Source organism: Streptomyces sp. MNU89, assembly GCF_020982505.1.
Classification (GTDB): domain Bacteria; phylum Actinomycetota; class Actinomycetes; order Streptomycetales; family Streptomycetaceae; genus Streptomyces; species Streptomyces xinghaiensis.
On record NZ_JAJKLL010000001.1, the window covers coordinates 6,844,721 to 6,865,073 of the forward strand.

General features: G+C 73.4%; 15 protein-coding genes and 2 pseudogenes. 11 read left to right on the forward strand and 6 right to left on the reverse strand.

Annotated elements, in window-relative coordinates; genetic code table 11:
• Nucleotides 1–199 precede the first annotated feature (199 nt).
• A pseudogene (locus tag E4N63_RS29395) lies at nt 200–2,189 on the reverse strand (glycogen debranching N-terminal domain-containing protein).
• A gap of 430 nt (nt 2,190–2,619) precedes the next feature.
• Here E4N63_RS29395 and E4N63_RS29400 point away from each other — a divergent pair.
• Both E4N63_RS29400 and E4N63_RS29405 read left to right on the forward strand, forming a co-directional pair.
• Nucleotides 2,620–2,988: a hypothetical protein gene (locus E4N63_RS29400; RefSeq protein ID WP_125623197.1), complete on the forward strand. Its 369-nt coding sequence runs from the start codon at nt 2,620–2,622 to the stop codon at nt 2,986–2,988.
• Between the two features lie 279 nt (nt 2,989–3,267).
• Nucleotides 3,268–4,065: a DUF309 domain-containing protein gene (locus E4N63_RS29405; RefSeq protein ID WP_374112851.1), complete on the forward strand. Its 798-nt coding sequence runs from the start codon at nt 3,268–3,270 to the stop codon at nt 4,063–4,065.
• Nucleotides 4,066–4,176: 111 nt separating this feature from the next.
• Here the strand turns inward: E4N63_RS29405 and E4N63_RS29410 are convergent, their stop codons facing one another.
• Nucleotides 4,177–5,085 carry a helix-turn-helix transcriptional regulator gene (locus tag E4N63_RS29410; protein WP_043468212.1) on the reverse strand — a complete coding sequence of 303 codons (909 nt, stop codon included), beginning with the start codon at nt 5,083–5,085 and terminating at the stop codon, nt 4,177–4,179.
• Between the two features lie 91 nt (nt 5,086–5,176).
• Nucleotides 5,177–5,425 (reverse strand): DUF397 domain-containing protein, encoded by a 249-nt coding sequence (locus tag E4N63_RS29415; protein WP_019708464.1) that lies wholly within the window; start codon nt 5,423–5,425, stop codon nt 5,177–5,179.
• A 257-nt stretch (nt 5,426–5,682) separates the two neighbouring features.
• Here E4N63_RS29415 and E4N63_RS29420 point away from each other — a divergent pair, with 257 nt between their 5' ends.
• From E4N63_RS29420 to E4N63_RS29430, 3 genes are all read left to right on the forward strand, one after another.
• Entirely contained in the window at nt 5,683–5,925 is a 243-nt protein-coding gene (locus E4N63_RS29420; protein WP_125623196.1) for a hypothetical protein, read from the forward strand.
• Nucleotides 5,922–6,158 carry a hypothetical protein gene (locus tag E4N63_RS29425; RefSeq protein ID WP_019708462.1) on the forward strand — a complete coding sequence of 79 codons (237 nt, stop codon included), beginning with the start codon at nt 5,922–5,924 and terminating at the stop codon, nt 6,156–6,158. The genes E4N63_RS29420 and E4N63_RS29425 overlap by 4 nt, the downstream gene beginning before the upstream one ends.
• Nucleotides 6,159–6,272: 114 nt before the next feature.
• Nucleotides 6,273–6,626, forward strand: a complete 354-nt coding sequence (locus E4N63_RS29430; protein WP_043468218.1) for a hypothetical protein — start codon at nt 6,273–6,275, stop codon at nt 6,624–6,626.
• Between the two features lie 80 nt (nt 6,627–6,706).
• Here E4N63_RS29430 and E4N63_RS29435 read toward each other — a convergent pair whose 3' ends face one another.
• Nucleotides 6,707–9,838, reverse strand: a complete 3,132-nt coding sequence (locus tag E4N63_RS29435) for an FAD-binding and (Fe-S)-binding domain-containing protein (RefSeq protein ID WP_230242154.1) — start codon at nt 9,836–9,838, stop codon at nt 6,707–6,709.
• A gap of 203 nt (nt 9,839–10,041) precedes the next feature.
• Here E4N63_RS29435 and E4N63_RS29440 point away from each other — a divergent pair, with 203 nt between their 5' ends.
• The 6 genes and pseudogenes from E4N63_RS29440 to E4N63_RS29465 all read left to right on the forward strand — a co-directional run.
• Nucleotides 10,042–11,181, forward strand: a complete 1,140-nt coding sequence (locus tag E4N63_RS29440; protein ID WP_125623194.1) for an enolase C-terminal domain-like protein — start codon at nt 10,042–10,044, stop codon at nt 11,179–11,181.
• Nucleotides 11,182–11,355: 174 nt separating this feature from the next.
• Complete coding sequence (locus E4N63_RS29445; RefSeq protein WP_230242155.1) at nt 11,356–13,077, forward strand: enoyl-CoA hydratase-related protein; 1,722 nt, start codon at nt 11,356–11,358, stop codon at nt 13,075–13,077.
• A complete protein-coding gene (hpnR, locus tag E4N63_RS29450; RefSeq protein ID WP_230242156.1) occupies nt 13,068–14,618 on the forward strand; it encodes a hopanoid C-3 methylase HpnR in 1,551 nt (516 codons plus the stop codon). The genes E4N63_RS29445 and hpnR overlap by 10 nt, the downstream gene beginning before the upstream one ends.
• Before the next feature lie 127 nt (nt 14,619–14,745).
• Nucleotides 14,746–15,309 (forward strand): hemerythrin domain-containing protein, encoded by a 564-nt coding sequence (locus E4N63_RS29455; protein WP_125623191.1) that lies wholly within the window; start codon nt 14,746–14,748, stop codon nt 15,307–15,309.
• A 39-nt stretch (nt 15,310–15,348) separates the two neighbouring features.
• The gene (locus tag E4N63_RS29460) at nt 15,349–17,151 is read left to right on the forward strand and encodes a thiamine pyrophosphate-requiring protein (protein WP_125623190.1); all 1,803 of its coding nucleotides are present in this window, start codon (nt 15,349–15,351) and stop codon (nt 17,149–17,151) included.
• 13 nt (nt 17,152–17,164) lie between these two features.
• Nucleotides 17,165–17,395: pseudogene (locus E4N63_RS29465) on the forward strand (trehalase-like domain-containing protein); the annotation flags it as partial.
• A 312-nt stretch (nt 17,396–17,707) separates the two neighbouring features.
• Here the strand turns inward: E4N63_RS29465 and E4N63_RS29470 are convergent.
• Together E4N63_RS29470 and E4N63_RS29475 are read right to left on the reverse strand one after the other, a co-directional pair.
• Entirely contained in the window at nt 17,708–18,724 is a 1,017-nt protein-coding gene (locus E4N63_RS29470) for an SDR family oxidoreductase (protein WP_230242157.1), read from the reverse strand.
• Between the two features lie 33 nt (nt 18,725–18,757).
• A complete protein-coding gene (locus E4N63_RS29475; RefSeq protein WP_125623188.1) occupies nt 18,758–20,332 on the reverse strand; it encodes a ubiquinol-cytochrome c reductase cytochrome b subunit in 1,575 nt (524 codons plus the stop codon).
• Nucleotides 20,333–20,353: the final 21 nt, after the last annotated feature.

The following is a 20,353-nucleotide window of genomic DNA, read 5'->3' on the forward strand; positions in this document are numbered from 1 at the left end:
AGCAGGCGTGCTCCTGTCCATTGCGCCTCGCCTCGCACACCCCTGCGACCGCAGCAAGCTGCCGTCGCCGTACCGCATCCCCACACCGGCATGCCCGTGGGCGGATACGGCTTCGGGTTTTCCGGCGGCCTTGCTCCATACGGGTGAAGTGGCCGTCCCGCCCCGTCCCGTCGTCCCGCCGCCGGAACGCCCGCCGCCCTCAGCCGACCTGTCCCTTCACCGCCGTCAGCAGGGCCAGCGGAGCGGCGGCGGCCCAGGACTGCGGCCGGCAGGAGTGCGGATACGGCACCGGGGCCGGCTGGTCACCCCGGGCGTAGCCCGCCATGACCTCCGGCAGCCGCCAGCCGTGGGCCGCCGCGGCGTCCACCAGCCCCCGGGTCACCTGGAGCACCTGTTCGGTCAGCCCGTACTGCGCCAGCCCCAGGACGGCCAGCGCGTTGTCGTGCGGCCGCACGGCGCCCTTGTGGTACGAGAGCGGGTGGTACGCGGGCTGGTCCGCCGCGAGCGTCCGGATGCCCCAGCCGCTGAAGAAGTCCGGCTCCAGCAGCCGCCGCCCGACCGCCTTGCCCTGCTCGCGGTCCAGGATCCCGGACCACAGCAGATGCCCCGCCTCCGATCCCAGCGCCTCGGCCCGCCGCCCCGCCGAGTCCACGGCCTGCGCCGGGAAGTTCCGCCCGTCCATCCAGAACTCCCGGTGGAAGCGCTCGCGCAGCGCGGCCGCCGCGGTCTCCAGGCGCCCGGCGAAGCCGGGGTCCTCCCAGACGGTGCGGGCCAGGGCGGCCGTGCGGACCAGCGCGTCGTAGGCGTACCCCTGAACCTCGGCCACCGCGACCGCGCCCTTCGTCCGCACCTCCCGGCCGAAGCAGAGCGCGCCGGGGGTGTCCTTCCAGCTCCGGCCGGCCGCGGCGGTGCCCTCCACTCCGCCGGGCGCGGCGCAGGCGAGCCAGCCGAGTCCGGACAGGCCGCCGTCGCGGAACATCCAGTCGACCGCGGACCGCGCCTGCTTCTCCAGCGCCACCGCGAGACCGGTGTCCGAGGTGCGCTCGGTGTAGGCGTGCAGCAGGACGAGGAACAGCGGGGTGGAGTCGACGGCCCCGTAGTAGCGCCCGTACGGCACCTGCCGGAAGCAGGACAGCTCACCGTGGCGCAGCTCGTGCACGATCCGGCCGGGCTGCTCCTGCCGTTCGGGGTCGTAGGTCCCGCCCTGGGCGGCGGCGAGCGCCGGGAGGGTGGCGGCGGCGAGCCCCGGCCGGTACGGCAGGGCGAAGAGGGAGGTCAGCAGGGCGTCCCGGCCGACCAGGGCCAGATACCAGGGGATGCCCGCGGCGGGCACCCGCAGTGGCTCGCCGTCCGGCCCGGTGGCCGGGGCGCGCAGCCCCGCCAGATCGGCCAGCCCCTGCTCACAGGCGCGGGCCAGTTCGGTCCAGCCGATGACGTCCCGGGGCCGCGGATAGGTGCCGGCGAAGGACTCGTTGTCGGCGGCGACCCGCGCCAGGGCGTCGCCCGGCGGGCGGATGTGCGGGGAGAGGAGGGGTCGTGCCGGAGGGCAGGGCACAGGCCTGGACGAGGATCTCGGCCTCCCCGTGCGGCGGGAGCTCCATCCGCCACTCCAGGATCCGCGCGGTGCCCTCGCCGGGCCGGGCCACCGCCTCCGGCGAGGGAACCGCGCGGACCACGGTCCGGGAGTGCCAGGAGGGCTCACCGGAGGGCGCCACCCGCTCGTAACCGAACTCCACGCCGTCGGGGCGCTCCAGCGCGGAGCGGACGGCGCCCGGCTTCTCGTAGACCCGGTTCTCGAAGCGCAGCTCGAACTGGTCGGCGAAGTCGGCGTCCACGGTGAGCGCGATCCGGGCGACGGTGCGCGCGGGACGGTTGCTCGTCACCCGCAGCAGCTCCAGCAACGACCGCTCGGCGACGGCCTGTTCGCGGAAGACCGTGTACGCGGGCGGCTCGGCGCGGCTGCCGGGCGGGGTGAGGACCGCGGCCAGCGGCCGGTCGGGCCCGGCCTGCCCGGCGGGGACGAGCACCTCCGGTGCGGCACCCTCCAGGGCGAGCCGCCAGCGGCTGAGGTGGCGCGCGTCCCGGGCGAACAGCCCGTCGGGTGAGGCGCCGCGCGCCTCCGTGATGTCGCCGGAGTCGTTCACCGCGGCGAACGTGCCGTCGTGTACGAGGAGATGGTGTCCGGTCATCGGGGGAACTGCCCTTCGTCGGGCTCCCTGCGGAGCGGGTTCCAGGAGGCCGGGGGCGCGGGCCCCGCCGCGGTGGGGAGATCGGTCGGGGTCTCGCGGGAAATCGGTATCACAGGCCGGGTCCGGCACCCGGTGGCGCGCGAGCCGCGCCGCGCGAGTTCGCCGTACCGGTCCAGCCCCCGCCGCGGACGGCCGGGTGCCGGGGCCGGGAGCCGCCGAACCGGGGTGCGGGGCGCGGGGATACGCCACCGGGAACGGGGCACGCGGGGAGAGGGCCGCCCGTGTGCCGTCCGGCTGATCCGAACCGGTGGCACGCGTCACGGCCCCTGCGGGTCGGGCGGTGTCCGCGCGCACCGGCGCCCCGCGTCTCCTACGGTTCGTAGGGCGGACCCGCAGCAAGCACACCCCGACGGGCAGAGGAGCGCCGCCGATGAGTACCGAGCAGAGGCCGACCCATGTCAGCGTCCAGCTCACCGACTGTGCCCGGGACGACGCGCAGGCGGTGTTCGCCGCCCTCGGCCGGGCCTTCCCGCTCGTCGTCGAACCGGCCGGACACGGCGCCGGGGCCACGGACGGCCGCCCCACGGTGTGGTCGACGACCGTGGACGTGGCGCGGTCGGGCGGCCATGTGGACGGCGGTCCGCTGACGGGCGCCGTGATCGCGGACCTCTCCGGCGGCTACCAGGCGGTCGGCAAGGTGTGCGAGGCGCTGGAGGAGTGCTTCCACGCGGAGGACAAGGGCAGCGCCTCCGGCGACCAGGAGATGGAGATCCGGCTGCGCATCACCCCGCGCGGCTGAGCGGGGGGAGGCTGCCCGGGGATGTGCCCGGTGGGGAAGGGAAACATCGCTGATTCGTGGTTAAACTATTTGCAGCGCCGTTGACCGAACAGGGATACGGTCCCGCCCGCCGTGAGGCGGCCGCGGTGACGGCGCTCCCCATACGGTCCCGGCCAGGTCCCCCCGTCCTGGCCGGGACCTTCCCTTATCCCGGAATGCACCCGCGCCCGGAGCGCCCCCGCGGAGCCGGCCGGGCACCCGGGTGGAGCCCTGCCGGCCCGGAGGGTGCACCATCGGCAGATGGAAGCTGAACGACAGCAGGAGGGCGGCGACCCGGCGTGCTGGCTCGACCGGGTCTGTGACGAGTGCGGCCGGATGCGCGAGGGACCGGACCCCACGGTCTGCGAGAACTGCGGCGCGACCGACGAGGCCCCGGCGGACGGGCCCGCGCCCCTCCCGGGCGGGCCCGGTGGCGGCACCGGTGGCGGCGGCGCGGGCGGTGGCGAGGGCCCCAACGGTCGCGCGGGCGGTGACGGAAACGCGGGCGGCGACAGCGGTGCCGTGGGAGCCGGCCGCGACCGCGACGAGGAGGGACGGGCGCGCAACGCCCGCCCGCGCGACGGGCTCGGCAGGCCCCTGCCCTACGGCGCACCGGGCGTCGAACGCGAGCCGGAGGGGATCCCCCGCACACCCGGCCGGACGCTGGAGGAGGCGCAGCGGCTCCTCGACGACGGCAGGCCCTTCCATGCCCACGAGGTTCTGGAGGACGCCTGGAAGGCGGCCCTGGAGAAACCCGAGCGGCCGCTGTGGCGGGCCATGGCCCAGCTGGCCGTCGGCGTGACCCACGCGGCCCGCGGCAACACCAAGGGGGCGGTGGCCCTGCTGGAACGGGCGGCGGACGGCATCGAACCCTTCGCCGCCGCACCGCCGTTCGGTATCGACGCGGCCGGACTCACCGCCTGGGCCCGCCGTTTCGCCGCCGGTCTGTCCGCGCACGGGACGGCACCGGAGGCCGGACGGCCCCCGCGCCTCCGAGCGACCGGCGCGACCGGCGAGGGGTCCGGGCAGTCCGAGGGCACCGGGGAAACCGGCGGCTGAGTCCCGCGCCGGCTCCGCCCCCGGGCACACGGAAGGGCCGCGGCAGGGAAACCGCGGCCCTTCACCGGCCCCTCCCCGCGGGTCGCCCACCCGCGGGAAGCCGGCCTCGGCTCAGCTCAGCTCCGCCAGGATCTTCTCCAGGAAGGGCACCGTGCTGCTCGGCTGGTCCGCCTCCGCGCAGAGCCGGTCCATGACGGCGAGGTAGTTGTCCAGGTCCTCCTGCTTGTCCAGGTAGAGCGCGCTGGTCAGCTGCTCCAGGTACACGATGTCCGGCAGGTCCGGCTCCAGGAACCGCAGGATGGTGATGGGGCCGCCCGCGGCGGAGACGCCGCCGATGCTGAACGGCGCCACCTGCAGCACGATGTTGGGCCGCTGCGACATCTCGATGAGGTGCTCGATCTGCTCCCTCATCACGGCGTTGCCGCCGAGCGGCCTGCGCAGCGAGGCCTCGTCGAGCACCGCCCACAGCCGGGGCGCGCCCGGCCGGTGCAGCAGTTCCTGACGGGTCATCCGCAGCCGGACGCGGCGCTCGATCTCCGAGGCGGCGGCACGCGGGTGCCCGAGGTAGGTGACGGCGCGGGCGTAGCCCTCCGTCTGCAGCAGGCCCGGCACGAACTGGTTCTCGTACGTGCGGATGACGGAGGCGGCCTCTTCCAGGCCGAGGTGCGTCTCGAACCAGCCCGGCAGGATGTCGCTGTACTGGTGCCACCAGCCGGGCTCGGTGGCCCGGCGGGCGAGGGCGAGGAAGTCCTGCCGCTCGCTCTCGTCCGTGACGTTGTAGAGCGTCAGGAGGTCGGCCACATCGCGCTCCTTGCACCCCACGCGCCCCAGCTCCAGCCGGCTGATCTTGGCGTGCGAGCCGCGGATCGCCTCGGCGGCGGCCTTCACGGAGACGCCACGCGCCTCGCGCAGCTTGCGGAGCTGTGTGCCGAGGACGATCCGCAGGACGGTCGGTCCACCCTGCGGATGCTCGAGAAAGCGCCTTATCGATGGTTCAAGGCCCGGCCGAGCGGCGGTCATGCTGGCTCCCCTGAGTGAATGGGCGAGTGCCCAGTGTTCCACCACCGGGGCCGTCTCGTACAGCAACAGAGAGTCACCGCGCGGCGGGCCGTCACCTCTCGCCGACCATGCCGTCGAACTCGCCGTCCTTGGCGCCGAGGAGGAAAACGGCGATCTCGTCGGGCGTGTAGACGAGGGCGGGGCCCTCGGGATCACGCGAGTTGCGCAGGGCGATGCTGCCTCCCGGAAGCCTGGCCAGCTCCACGCAGTTGCCGCTGGGGTTGCTGTAACGGCTCTTCTGCCAGGCCGCCCCCACCAAGCGCGCCGCCGACACGCCGTTCTCGTACTGCTGTTGCACCATTCGCCTCTTCTCTTGATTTTCCCGGCACGGGCGTGACCTTCCGTCACCCCGTACTGAAGTCGCCCGCGAATGCAATTGCAAGTGTTCTTGCAGATGTACTTGCAGTGACTGTGCGACTCCCGCGATAGTGAGAGCGGACACGGTCGCGCCGCTCGCCGGGAAGGCGGGCGGGGGACGCCGGCGGCGCGGCCGTGTCCGAGCACGCCCCTAGCAGGCAGTCGCCGGAGCGGATACGTCCGGCGGAGCACAGAGGAGTGGTGAGCGTCAGCAGCAACCGCAAGCCCGCTTCGAGCTGCGCCATCGGCGAGCTCGCCCTGGACGCCAGGCAGGGGCGGGTAGGAGTCGTCATGGACACCCAGGGCGGTCGCATGTACCTGCGCCGGCCCGAGGGGGGCCGCGAGTGGGAGGCGGCACCCCAGGACGTCCGGCCAGCCACCCCCCGCGAAGCGGCTGAGGGCGCGGCCTACAGCGCGTACCCGCAGCAGAGAGGTTCTGTATGAGCGCGGAGACCATCCACCGCCACGCCGACTGGGTGCTGCGCAGAGAGCCGGCCCCCGAGGCGCCGCCCGCCGTCTACGAGGTCGAGTGCACCGGCTGCACCCACTCCTCCGGTGCCGCCGACGAGTCCGGCGCCGTCTACGAGTGGGCGGCCCGGCACGCCGTCCTCGGCCCCGGGCACACCGGCTTCCGGGAGATCGTCCACCACTTCTGGCGAGCCTTCCCCACCTCCTGACCTGCGCCCGGACCCGGGGCCCCGCACCGCACGGGCCCCCGGGCCGGCCGTTACGACCCGTTCTCCCCGGGTACGCGGGTGGCAGCCCGCCCACCACGTGCCAGGAGGCGAACGATGCACGACCCACAGCCCGAGGCCGGTCCCGCGGAGCCCGTGGAGACCCGGCAGCGCGCGGACGCGGAGCGGCGCGAGGAGCAGCACATCCGCCCCGAGGGCACCCCGGAACAGGACGGCGCCGCCGCCCCGGGAGACCTCCCGCTCGGCAAGGCCGACACGCCCAACGTCGCCGGCAGCGACGAGCAGCAGCCCGAGATCGCCCAGGGGCCGGTGCCGGGCGTGCAGCCCGGTGAGAAGGAGCACGCCGAGTGGCGGCCGCCCCTTGAGGAGGACCCGCCGCCCCGGGGCGCCGCCCCGGCCTCCGGCGACTACGAGGCCGTCCGCCGCCAGAAGAAGGAAGGCGGTCCCTGACGGGCGGTCCGCGGCCACCGCCCCGCCCGTCCCGACGCCCCCGGGGCCTGCCGTGCACGGCAGGCCCCGGGGCGTCGCGTTCAGCGGCCCCTGCGCGCCGCCCGGGCCAGCCGGACCGCGCCGGTGACGGCCAGCGCCGTCCCGGCGGTCAGCGCGGCGCCGCGCCAGGGCGAGGCCGCCGTCGGGGCGACCAGTTCTTCCGGCCGCGCCCGGGGTGGCGCCTGCCGGTCCGGGTCTCCGTCCCGGTCCAGGGCGAGGGCCAGTACCTCGGCGAGATGCAGTGCCCGGCGGTCCGTCTCCTGGCGGATCTGCTCCTTGCAGCTGAAACCGTTGGCGATGACGAAGGAGCCCTCACCGGCCTCCCGGACGGCCGGCAGCAGCACCCGCTCACCCGAGGCGACGGAGACGTCGTAGCGCTCGCCCCGTTCGAAGCCGAAGGACCCCGCCATGCCGCAGCAGCCCGTGTCCGGGGTGGTGAGAGTGAGGCCGGTCCGTTCCAGCAGGCGCATCTCGGCGTCCATGCCGCCGGGGCTGTTCTTGTGGTGGCAGTGGCCGTGGACGAGAGCGTCCCCGGCCAGCCGCGGCGGCTCCCAGTGCGGTGCCCGGTCCTGCAGCAGCTCACTGAAGTGCACGGCGAGTTCCCGCAACCGCCGGGCGTCGGGGTCGTGCGGCAGCATCTTGGGCAGCTCGTCCCGGAAGACCGCCAGGCAGCTCGGCTCGACGCCGACCACCGGAATGCCCTGCTCCAGCGCGGGCCGCAGCGCGTCCAGCGTGTCGTGCAGGAACCGCCGTGCCATGCCGAGGAAGCCGTAGTCGTAGAGCGGCCGGCCGCAGCACACCGGCCGGTCCGGGACCAGCACCCGGAAGCCGGCGTCCTCCAGCACCCGGACCGCGGCGACCGCCGTCCCGGGGTGGAAGTAGTTGTTGAACGTGTCCGGCCACAGCATGACGGGCGGGCCGGCGGGATGCGCGGGCCGGTGCGAGGCGAACCAGCGGTGGAACGGGGTGGCGGCGAAGGCGGGCACCTTCCGGCGGGGCGCCACGCCGCCGGCGAACTTGACGGCGCGTGAGAGCAGCGGCGCCTGCCCGGCGAGGTTCGCCAGGGAGGGCGCCAGGGACGCCGCCCGCGCCGCGTACATGATCCACCCCATGGCGTAGGCGGCACGGGGCCGCAGCCGCCCCGCGTAGTGGTGCGCCAGGAACTCCGCCTTCAGCGTGGGGATGTCGACGTTGACCGGGCACTCATGGGTGCAGCCCTTGCACGACAGGCACAGATGCAGCGCGTCCGCCAGGTCCTCGTCCCGCCAGCCGCCCTCGGTGATGCCGCCGCGGAGCATCTCGAAGAACAGCCGGGCCCGGCCGCGGGTGGTGTGCTTCTCCTCGCGCAGCACCTGGAAGCTGGGGCACATGGTGCCCTCGCTGTGCGTCTCGCGGCACTTGCCCACACCGACGCAGCGGGTCGCGGCGTGGGCGAGGCTGCCGCCGTCGTCCGGATAGGCGAAGTGGGTGTCGGGCTGCCCGGGGCGGAAGTCCGTGCCCAGCCGCAGATGCTCGTCCAGCCGGTACGGGTCGACGACCTTGCCCGGGTTCATCTTCCACCGCGGGTCCCAGATCCGCTTGAACTCCCGGAAGGCGCCGACGAGTTCCTCGCCGTAGAGGCGCGGCAGCAGCTCGGCGCGCTGCTGCCCGTCGCCGTGCTCGCCGGAGAGCGAGCCGCCGTACCGGTGCACGAGGCCGGCGGCTTCCTCCATGAAGTGCCGGTAGGCGGCGATGCCGTCGGCCGTGTAGAGGTCGAAGTCGATCCGGGAGTGCACACAGCCCTGGCCGATGTGCCCGTACACGGCGCCCTGCAGCCCGTGCCGGGCGTACAGGTCCTTCAGGTCCCGCAGATACTCGGAGACCCGCTCCGGGGGCACGGCGGAGTCCTCCCAGCCGGGCCAGTGGTCCCGTTCCCCGGGCGGGAAGGCGGTGGCGCCCAGCCCGGCCTCGCGGATGGCCCAGACCTGCGCACTCCACGCCGGGTCGTCGTAGGTCTTTGCCCCGGTGGGTGGGCACGGCCCGGAGCGCAGGTCCTCCAGCAGACGCTCCGCGCGCCGGCCCGCCTCCTCCGGGCTGTCACCGCCGAACTCGACCAGCAGCCAGCCCGCGCCCTCGGGGAGCAGCCGCAGATCGTCCAGGTGCTGGTGCTCGACCCGCAGCTGGTCGACGAGGAGATGGTCCAGGGCCTCGCAGGCCAGCGGCTTGTGGCGCATCACCGAGGGTGCCTGTCCCGCGGCGTCGAAGATGTCCTGGTAGCCCAGAGTCAGAGTGACGCGGTGCGGCGGATCGTCGAGGAGCCGCATCGTGGCGCCCAGGACGGTGACGCAGGTGCCCTCGGTGCCGACGAGCGCGCGGGCGACGTTGAAGCCGTTCTCGGGCAGCAGTTCGTCGAGGTTGTAGCCGGAGACCCGCCGCGGGATGTCCGGCATCCGCTCCCGGATCAGGTCCGCGTAGCGGTCCCGGAGATCCCGCAGACCGGCGTAGATCTCCCCGCGCCGGCCGCCCGCCGCGATGATCTCCTCCAGTTCCTTCTCGCCGGTGGGCCCGACGGTCATCCGGACGCCGTCGTAGGTGAGCACGTCCAGTTCCTCGGTGTTGTCCGAGGTCCGCGGACCGCCGCCGTAGAACTCGGCCATCACCGAATGGGTGCCGCAGGAGTTGTTGCCGATCATCCCGCCGACGGTGCAGTACTCGTGGGTCGAGGGGTCGGGGCCCCAGGTCAGGCCGTGCTCCCGCCCGGCGGCCTTGAGGTCGTCGCAGACCACACCGGGCAGGCAGCGGGCGAGCTTCCGCCGGGGATCCACCCACTCCACCGCGTCGAGGTACTTGGAGAAGTCCATGACGACGGCGAAGTTCACCGTCTCGCCGGAGAGGCTGGTGCCGCAGCCCCGCGGCAGGACCGGCGCGCCGTACGCGTGGCAGGCGGCGACGGTGGCCTCCACGTCCGCGACGGTCCGGGGGATCACCACACCGACCGGTTCCTGCCGGAAGTTGGAGGCGTCGGTCGCATACAGCGCCCTGCTGCCCGCGTCGAACCGCACCTCGCCCTCGACGTGCCGCCGCAGCCGCCGCTCCAGCCCTTTGACGTTGATCTGCTCGACCGAGGCCATACCCCCCGGGAAGCGGGTGTCGGTCCGGGCGGGAACGGTCGTGGTGCGGGAGTCGCGGGTCATGCGGGGTACACCTCCGGGCGAGGAGCGCGGACAGAGCGGTGTCGGCGCCGCGGTGACGGCTACCGGCCACTGGTTACCGCCCGTGCGGAGGCGAAACCCGATCAGGGCCGCCTGGCGGGTATCGACATCCCGCCCCGTGGGTACTCACCGCAGCCGTACGCGGGCCCAGCGGCCCTGCTCCCTCCGGAAAGGCGGTACGGAAGATGCCCACTGTGACACCCGGTTCCGCCCGGCCCCCGGCCCGGCCGGAGGTTCCCGTGGAGCGCGTCGGCACCCGCGTCTGGACCGTCCCCACCGACCGCCCGGAGTCCGACGGCACCCTGGAGTGGGACTCCACCACCGTGGTACTGGTGGAAATCCGCGCGGGCGGACACACCGGAACGGGATGGACCTACGGCCACCGGGCCGTCGCGGAGATCGTCGAGGGGAAACTGGCCCCCCTCGTCACCGGTGCCGACGCCCTCCGGCCCGGGGCGAGCCGGGCGGCGATGACCGCCGCCTGCCGCAACCTCGGCCGGCCGGGCGCCGGCGCCATGGCCGTCTCCGCGGTGGACATCGCCCTGTGGGACCTGAAGGCGCGGCTGCTCGGCATCCCGCTGGTGACCGCGCTGGACGCCGTGCACGACGCGACGCCGGTCTACGGCAGCGGCGGCTTCACCTCCTACTCCGAGCGGGAGATCGCCGAGCAGGTGGAGGGGTGGACCGCCCAGGGCATTCCCCGGGTGAAGATCAAGATCGGCCGGGACCCGGACGCCGACCCGGCGCGGCTGCGGGCGGCCCGGGCCGCCGCGGGGGAGACCACCGAGCTCTACACGGACGCCAACGGCGCCTACCACCGCAAACAGGCCCTGGACTGGGCTGACCGGCTCCGGCGGGAGTACGGCGTGAGCTGGCTGGAGGAGCCGGTCGGCTCCGACGACCTCGAAGGGCTGCGGCTGCTGCGCGACCGGGGCCCGGGCGGCCTGGACATCGCCGCCGGCGAGTACGGCTTCGACCTGACCTACTTTCACCACATGCTGGACGCGGGCGCCGTCGACTGCCTGCAGGCCGATGTCACACGCTGCGGGGGCATCTCCGGATTCCTGCGGGCCGCCGCGCTCTGCGACGCCCGGACGATCGACCTGTCGGCGCACTGCGCCCCGCAGATCAGTGCCCATGTCTGCACGGCGGTCTGGCATCTGCGGCATCTGGAGTACTTCCACGACCATGTGCGCATCGAGGAGATGCTGTTCGACGGAGTGCTCACTCCGGAGGAGGGCGGTGTCCTGCGCCCGGACCGGACCCGGCCCGGACACGGCCTGACGCTCGTACCCGAACGGGCCGAGCGCTACCGGGTGGCCTGAGCCCGGCGGCCCGGCGGCCGTGTCCGGCGCCCGCCGTTCCCCCGAGCGGACGCACTTCCCCGCCCCGTCCGCCGGGTCGCCGCCCCCGGGTGCCTCCTCCGGGTCAGGATCGTCCGGTCCGTCACGGCCGTCCGCCCCCGGACGTCCGCCCAGAACCGGGCATCAGGAGGCGTCATGAAGATTCTGCTGGTCGCGAGCGCGTTCAACAGCCTGGCGCAGAGGCTGTTCACCGAGCTCCGGGAACACGGCCACACGGTGGAACGGCCGGCAGCCGACGGTGACGAATCCGTACGCCGTGCCGTGCGCCGCTGCGCCCCGCAGCTCGTCATCGTGCCGGATCCCGCCCCGCCGCTCCCCGAGGACATCCGCTCCTCCCACACCTGTCTGCTGGTCCGCACCGCCCCGCCGGGCGACCACGGCCCGTCCCCGCTGGACTGGGCGCTGCGGGAGGGCGCCGACCGGTGGGGCGTCACCGTGCTGCGGGCGGCGGGGGAGCCGGACGAGGGCGACATCTGGGCCTCGGTCCCGTGCGAGGTTCCGCCGGCCGGCAAGGGGGACTTCCTGCGCGGTGAGATCGCCGACGCGGCTGCCGAGGCCGTGCTGCTCGCCGTGGCGAGATTCGCCTCCGGGACGTACCGCCCCGTACCGCAGGCGTCCCTGGAGACCCGGGTCGTCCGCCGTCCCCCCTTCACCCAGGAACTCCGCCGGATCGACTGGGAACGGGACTCCACCGCCACCGTGCTCGCCAAGCTCCGCGGCGCGGACTCCCGCCCCGGCGTCCTGGACGAACTCCTCGGCGGCGAGTGGTTCCTGCACGGCGGCCACCCCGAGGACCGGCTCGCCGGGCGCCCCGGCCATCTGCTCGCCACCCGCGCCGGCGCGATCTGCCGCGCCACCGCCGACGGTGCCGTGTGGATCCCCGAACTCCGCCCCAAGCGGCGCCCCGGCGCCCCGGCGGCCGTCCGGCGGCCCGCCACCCTGGCGCTCGGCGGCCTCCTCCCCGACCTCCCCGAGGTGCACGCCCCGCTGCGGCTCCCCGCCCAGCGCCGCACCTGGACCGACATCCAGTACGCGGAGCGCGGCCCCGTCGGCCACCTGAGGTTCTCCTTCCCGGGCGGTGCGATGAGCACTTCGCACTGCCGGCGGCTCCTCGCCGCCTTCCGCTTCGCCCGCAACCGGCCCACCTCCGTCATCGTTCTCGGCGGGGCCCGGGACTTCTTCTCCACCGGCCTGCACCTCCACGTCATCGAGGGCGCGGACGACCCGGCGAAGGAGTCCTGGACCAACCTCACCGCGCTCAACGACCTCGTGGAGGCCGTGCTCACCACCACCGACCGGCTGGTGGTGGCCGCCCTCGGCGGCAACGCCGCGGCGGGCGGCGCGATGCTGGCCCTGGCGGCCGACGAGGTGTGGTGCCGCTCCGGCTCCGTCCTCAACCCGCACTACGGGCGCACGGGGCTGTACGGCTCCGCGTTCTGGACGTACGTGCTGCCCCGCCGCGCCGGGGCCGACCGCGCCGCCGCGCTCATGGCGGAAGGGCTGCCGGTCGGCGCGGCCGAGGCCCGGCGGGCCGGACTCGCCGACCGCGTCCTCGCCTGCGCGCCGAGGGAGTTCGGCGGCGAAGTCGTGCGGATGGCCGCCGAGCTGGCCGGCGACCCCGGTATCGGTGCCCGCATCGCCGACAAGAAGCCCGCCCGCGAACGCGACGAGGAGATCCGGCCGCTCCGCGCCCACCGGGAGGAGGAACAGGAGCGCATGCGCCGGGCCTTCTTCTCCGACAGCGACCCGTACCACGAGCGCCGCGCCGCCTTCGTCCGCCCCGGGCCCGCCGCGCTCACCCCGGCCGGCCGCACCGAGATCCCCGCTCCGCCGGTGAAAGACATGACATGCGCGTAATGCTCGTCCACCCGAGCGCCCTGATGTACTCGGAACTCTTCCTGCGGCTGGAGCCGCTCGGGCTGGAGCGGGTCGCCGCCGCGATCCGCGAGGCCGGGCACGAGGTGCGCGTGGTCGACCTCCAGGTGCTCTCCCGCGACCTGCTCGACCGCGAACTCGTCTCGTACGCGCCCGAAGTCCTCGGCATCGGGCTGAACTACCTCGCCAACATCCCCGAGGCCATCGAGATCGCGCAGATGACCAAGACCGTGCTCCCGCACTGTTTCGTCTTCTTCGGCGGGCACAGCGTCTCGTTCATCGCGGACCATGTGCTGGAGCAGGCGGACGGCGCCGTCGACGCCGTGGTGCGCGGGGAGGGCGAGCCGGCCATGGCCCCGCTCATGGCGGCCGTCCGGGACGGCGGGCTGAAGAGCGTGCCGGGCCTCGTCTCCACCGCGGGACGCGGCCCGGCGCCGCTGCTCCTGGACAGCCTCGACGAGCCCCGTCCGGCCCGCGATCTGATGCGGAAGCGGAACCGGTACTTCATCGGCGAGCTCGACCCGTGCGCCTCCATCGAGTTCACCCGCGGCTGCCCCTGGGACTGCTCCTTCTGCTCCGCCTGGACCTTCTACGGGCGCAGCTACCGCAAGGCGTCCCCGGAGGCCGCCGCCGAGGAGATGGCCTCCATCCGGGAGCCGAACGTCTTCATCGTCGACGACGTCGCGTTCATCCGCCCCGAACACGGCGACGGCATCGCCGCCGAACTCGAACGCCGCCGCATCCGCAAGCGGTACTACCTGGAGACCCGCAGCGACGTCCTGCTGCGCAACGAGGAGGTCTTCGCCCGCTGGCGGCGGCTCGGGCTGACATACATGTTCCTCGGCATGGAGGCGATCGACGCCGAGGGGCTGGACCTGTACCGCAAGCGCGTCAGCCCCGACGACAACTTCCGCGCCCTGGAGCGCGCCCGGAAGCTCGGCATCACCGTCGCCATCAACCTCATCGTGGACCCGGGCTGGGACGAGGAACGCTTCCGCGTGGTACGGGAGTTCGCCCTCTCCGTGCCCGAGATCGTGCACCTCACGGTGATGACCCCGTACCCCGGCACCGAGGTCTGGCACACCGAGGCCCGGCAGCTCACCACCCGCGACTACCGGCTCTTCGACATCCAGCACGCCGTCGTCCCCACCACCCTCCCGCTGGACGCCTTCTACCGCGAACTCGTCCGCACCCAGGCCGTCATCAACCGCAAGCACCTGGGCCTGCGCACGGCGGCCGGCGCGCTGGGCGTCCTCGGCCGCAACCTCGCCCGCGGCCAGACCAACTTCGCCCGCATGCTGTGGAAGTTCGGCAGGGTCTACAACGCCGAACGGCAGCTCGCCGACCACGCCCGTCCGGTCCGCTACCACCTGCCGCTCCCGGAGCGCCGTGCCGCGCCCGGACGGCGCGAACTCTACGTCCACACCCGGCCGGTCAGGACCCGCACGGCGGACGGCACCGCCCCCGCGGAGCCGGACGGCGCCCCCGCGCCCGAAGCGGACGGCACCGCCCCGGCGGGCTGAACGGCACCCCGCCCCGGCCTTCCGTCGCCGCCCGTACGGGCGTTAGACCTCCGGCGGCCCGGGTACGCGGTCCGGACCCGGCACCGTCCGGGGACACACGGGACGACAGCCAGAGGAGAGATCAGGCATGGGACACGGCGGAAACGTCATCGACGAACTGACCACCGACCACCGCGAGGTCGACGAGATCTTCGGACGGATCGAGGTGCTGCCCCCGGGCGACGCCCGGCGCAAGGAACTCGCCGACGAGGCCGTCATCGAACTGGTCCGGCACTCCGTCGCCGAGGAGATGCACCTCTACCCGGCGGTGCGCCAGTACCTGCCGGACGGCGACTCCATCGCCGACAAGGAGATCGAGGACCACTCCTCCGCCGAGCGGACCATGAAGCAGCTCGAAAGCCTGGAGGCGGACGACCCCGACTTCGACCGCCTCATCGGCACCCTGATGCGGGAGATCCGCCTGCACGTCGAGGACGAGGAGAACAACCTCTTCCCCCGGCTGCGCGCGGCGGCGGGCGCGGAGGAGCTCGACCGGCTCGGCGAGAAGGTCCGCCAGGCCAAGCAGACCGCACCCACCCGGCCGCACCCGGCCTCCCCGTCCAAGCCCCCCGCCAACAAGCTGCTCGCCCCGGGGGCTGGCCTCGTCGACCGCGCCCGTGACGCCCTCACCGGACGCGGCAAGAGCAGCTGACCCTTCCCGGCGGCCCGCCGCCAGAACACAGGAGAACCGATGAGCCAGGTCGCCGACTACGTACTCAACCGCCTGACCGAATGGGGCGTCCAGCGGGTCTACGGCTATCCCGGCGACGGGATCAACGGCCTGCTCGGCGCCTTCGACCGAGCCGCCGGGAAACCGGAGTTCATCCAGGCCCGGCACGAGGAGATGGCCGCGTTCATGGCCGTCGGCCACGCCAAGTTCACCGGCGAGCCCGGCTGCTGCGTGGCGACCTCCGGGCCGGGAGCCGTCCACCTGCTGAACGGCCTGTACGACGCCAAGCTCGACCACCAGCCGGTGGTCGCGATCGTCGGCCAGCAGAAGACCCTCTGCCTCGGCTCCCACTACCAGCAGGAGATCGCCCTCGAACAGCTCTTCGCGGACGTCTCCGAGTACTGCCAGATGGTGGTCCACCCCGGGCAGACCCGGCATGTCATCGACCGGGCCTTCAAGACCGCCCTCACCACCCGCGGCGTCGCCACGGTGATCATCCCGGAGGACATCCAGGAGGCCGATGCCCAGCCCTCGCCGCCCAAGGCGCACGGCTCCGTCTTCTCCAGCGTCGGCTGGAGCCCGTCCCGGATGCTGCCCGACGAGGACGAGCTCCGCCGCGCCGCAGCCGTGCTCAACGAGGGCGAGAAGGTGGCGATGCTGATCGGGCAGGGCGCGGCCGGCGCCGAGGGAGAGGTGATCGAGACCGCCGAACTCCTCGGCGCGGGGGTCGCCAAGGCCCTGCTGGGACGGGACGTCCTCCCCGACGACCTGCCCTGGGTCACCGGCCCCATCGGCCTGCTGGGCAGCAAGGCCAGCGACGAGATGATCCAGAACTGCGACACCCTGCTGATGGTCGGCAGCAGCTTCCCCTACTCGGAGTGGCTGCCCGACGAGGGGCAGGCGCGCGGGGTGGAGATCGACATCGACGGGCGCATGATCGGCATCCGCTATCCGATGGAGGCCCATCTCGTCGGCGACGCCAAGGAGACCCTGCGTGCCCTCATCCCGCTGCTCAGGCGGAAGGAGGACCGCGGCTGGCGGGCGGAGATCGAGAAGAACGTCAAGGAGTGGAACCGGATCTGTGACAAGCGGGCCGGACAGCACTTCGACAACACCATCAACCCGCAGGCCGTGGCGAGTGAACTCTCCTCCCGGCTCCCGGACGGCGCCATCGTCACGGCGGACTCCGGGTCGGGCACCAACTGGTGGGCCCGCCACCTGAAACTGCGCGAGGGCATGCGCGCCTCGCTCTCCGGGACGCTCGCCACCATGGGGCCCGGGGTGCCGTACGCGATCGCCGCCCGGTTCGCCCACCCGGACCGTCCCGTGATCGCCTTCGTCGGGGACGGCGCGTTCCAGATGAACGGCATGAACGAGATGATCACGGTCAAACGCTATCTGGACCGGCTCGCGGGCGGCCCGCCGCTCGTCTTCTGCGTCTTCAACAACCAGGACCTCAACCAGGTCACCTGGGAACAGCGGGCCATGGGCGGGGACCCCAAGTTCCCCGGCTCCCAGACCATCCCGGACGTGCCCTACGCGGCCTACGCCGAACTCCTCGGCCTGCGCGGCATCCGCTGCGAGTCGCCGAAGAAGATCGGCAGCGCGTGGGACGAGGCGCTGTCCGCGGGCGGCCCCGTCGTCCTGGAGTTCAAGGTCGACGCGGAGATCGCGCCGATCCCGCCGCACATCATGCTCGAACAGGGCAAGAAGGCGGCGGAGGCGGCCGTCCACGACCCCGAGCGGTCCGGCATCATCAAGCGCGGCGTACGGCAGAAGCTCACCGAGTACGCGGAGCGGCTGCCGGGCCGGGACGGCGGATGACGACGGGAGAACCGTGCCGGAGACGGGTGCCCCCTGGGCCCTGCGAGAGTACGCCCTGCTCGCCGACGGCGAGCGGGGCGCCCTCATCGGACCCCGCGGCGACATCCAGTGGATGTGCGCACCCCGCCGGCACAGCGACGCGGTGTTCTCCCGCCTGATGGGCGGCCCCGGCCGCTTCACCGTCACCCCGGAGGACCCGTGGAACGTCTGGGGCGGCTCCTACGAGGACGGAACGCTGATCCGCTCGACGTCTTCGGGGAAGCCCTGGACCTGCTGGCGGCCGCCGCGCACCACGACCGGCGGGCTCGGACGGCATACGGGCGGTGGAGACGGCGGCACGGGCCGTCGAGGAGAACTGGCACCGGCCGGACAACGGCATCTGGGAACTGGAGAAGGCCTGGTGGACCCACGCCCGGCTGTCCGCCGTCAATGGGGCTGGGGCGGTTGACCGGACGGAAGCCGGCGGCGGGCGGGGCGCCCCGGGAGCGGGCCCGGCGCCGGTCTCCCGGACCGGACCCCGGGGCGCAGCCGGTCCTCCGCGCTCCCCGCCGCCGTTTCACGCCGACGTCCGGCGGCGCAGGGCGGTCAGCCCGGCGGCGGCCAGCACGGCACCTCCTCCCGCGCCGGCGAGACCCGCGCGGTGCCGGACGAGCCAGCCGAAGGCGTCGCGTCCGTGGGCCTCGTCGTCGAAGGGCCCGTGGGCGCCGGCGTCCGTCTCGTCGTCGCCGGGCCGGAAGAGGTTGGCCGGGCGGTCCGGTGTCTCCTCGCCGGTCTGCTGGCTGTCGATGCCCGTGCGGGCCAGGTACCAGTCCATGAACCGGGGGAACAGCCGGTTGCCGAGGATCGTGTAGGCCGTGGAGACACCGGCCCAGGTGTCGCGGCGCGGGTGCCGCGCGACATGCGCGATCATCCGGGCGGCCGTCTCCGGCTGGTACACCGGCGGCACGGGCCGGGGCCGCCCGGGCATGCGGTTCAGCACCCAGGTGAACTGCGGGGTGTTGAGTCCCGGGACCTGCACCGTGCACACCCGCACCCGGCTGCCGTCCGCCCGCAGCTCCGTGCGCACCGACTCGCTGAACCCCACGACGGCGTGCTTGGCCCCGCAGTACGAGCTCTGCAGCGGGATGCTCCGCCCGCTCAGGGCCGAGCCGACGTTGACGACCACGCCCCGGTCGCGGGGGCACATCCGGCGGAGCGCGGCCCGGGTGCCGTTGACCTGGCCGTGGTACGTCACGTCGGTGACCCGCCGGAACTCCTCGCCGGAGACGTCGAGGAACCGGGCGAGGAAGCCGCTGAAGGCCGCGTTGACCCAGACGGTGACCGGCCCGAGCTCGCGTTCCACCCGGTCGGCGGCGTCCTCCACCGCCTCCGCGTCGGCCACGTCCACCGGCACGGCGAGCGCCCTGCGGCCGGCGGCCCGGACATCGCCGGCGGCTCCCTCCAGGCCGGCCCGGCCCCGGGCCAGTACGGCCACGTCGTAGCCGTCGGCGGCCAGTTGGCGGACCGTGGCCCGGCCGACGCCGGCGGTGCCTCCGGTGACCACGGCCACCGGGCGGTGGGTGTTCTCTGCCACGGGGCTTCTCCTTATCCGTTGCTGCGCGGGGTTTCAGCGGGCCCGGTCGTGGTGGAACCAGCGGCTCAGGGCCACCCGCAGCCGGCTGCGGCGGGTGGGGAGGCCGCCGTCCTCGGGCGGTGCCGGCCGTAGTGGCCGCGGAACGCGCTGACGGTTCATCAGCAAGGTGTAGCGCCTCTCCCGGGAGAGCGGTTCCGTCCCCTCGGCGAGCCCGCCCTCCACGCTCTGCCGCACCTCACCGGTCTCCTTGCCCTCCTCCAGCAGTTCGGTGTCGTGGTCCTGCAGCCCCAGGCAGAGCCGCTTGGTCAGCATGAAGACGAGCACCGGAAGCAGCACGAGGGAGAAGCGGAAGATCCAGGTGAGCCAGGTGAGCGGGATCTCCAGGGTGAGGGAGATGACGTCGTTGCCGCCCGCCATCAGGAGGACGGCGTAGAAGGTGATCCCGGCGGCGCCCAGACCGGTGCGGGTGGGCCGGTCGCGGGGCCGGTCGCAGAGATGGTGCTCGGCGGAGTCACCGGTCACCCACTTCTCCAGGAACGGATAGAGATACAGGACGAGGAAGAGCAGCCCGGGGAGAATGGCGGTGGGCACCAGGACGTTCCACATGAGGGTGTGGCCCCACAGCGTCGTCTCGAACGGCGGCATCAGCCGCAGTGCGCCCTCCAGGAAGCCGACGTACCAGTCCGGCTGGGAGGCCATGCTCACCTGGTCGGGCCGGTACGGACCGTAGTTCCACACCGGGTTGATCTGCGCCAGGCCGCCCAGGAGCGTCAGGATGCCGGAGACCGCCAGCGCGAGGCCGGTGGAGGTGGTGGCGAACTGCGGGAAGGACGGCTTGCCGACGACGTTCCGGTTGGTCCTGCCCGGGCCGCCCCACTGGGTGTGCTTGAGGTACACCACCAGGATCAGATGGACCACCACCAGGGCGATGAGCAGGGCGGGGATGAACAGGACGTGGCCGATGAAGAGCCGGGGGATGATCTCCGTTCCGGGATACTCGCCGCCGAAGAGGAAGAAGCTGAGGTACGTGCCGGCCACCGGGATGGACAGCAGCAGGCTCTGCACCACCCGCAGCCCGGTCCCCGACAGGAGGTCGTCGGGGAGCGAGTAACCGGTGAAACCCTCGACGACCGCCAGCAGGAACAGCGTCACCCCGATGACCCAGTTGACCTCCCGGGGCCTGCGGAAGGCGCCGGTGAAGAAGACGCGCAGCATGTGCAGGCCGATGGCGGCCACGAAGACCAGCGCCGCCCAGTGGTGGATCTGCCGGATCAGCAGCCCGCCGCGGACGTCGAAGCTGATGTCGAGCGTGGAGGCGTAGGCCCCGGACATCAGGGTGCCCTGAAGAGGCTCGTAGGACCCGGTGTAACGGACCTCCGTCATCTCCGGATCGAAGAAGAGGGTCAGATAGGACCCGGTCAGTACCAGCACCGCCAGGCTGTAGAGCGCGAGTTCGCCGAGGAAGTACGACCAGTGCTCGGGGAACGCCTTGCGCAGCAGCGATCCCCCCTCCGCGACGGGCAGGCGGTTGTCGAGCGCGGTGAAACCGGTCTCGGCGGCGGTTCCGGCCCTGGCCCTGAGCCCGGCCCTCTTCCGCGGAAAGAGCATCCGTGCCTCTCCCTCTCCTCT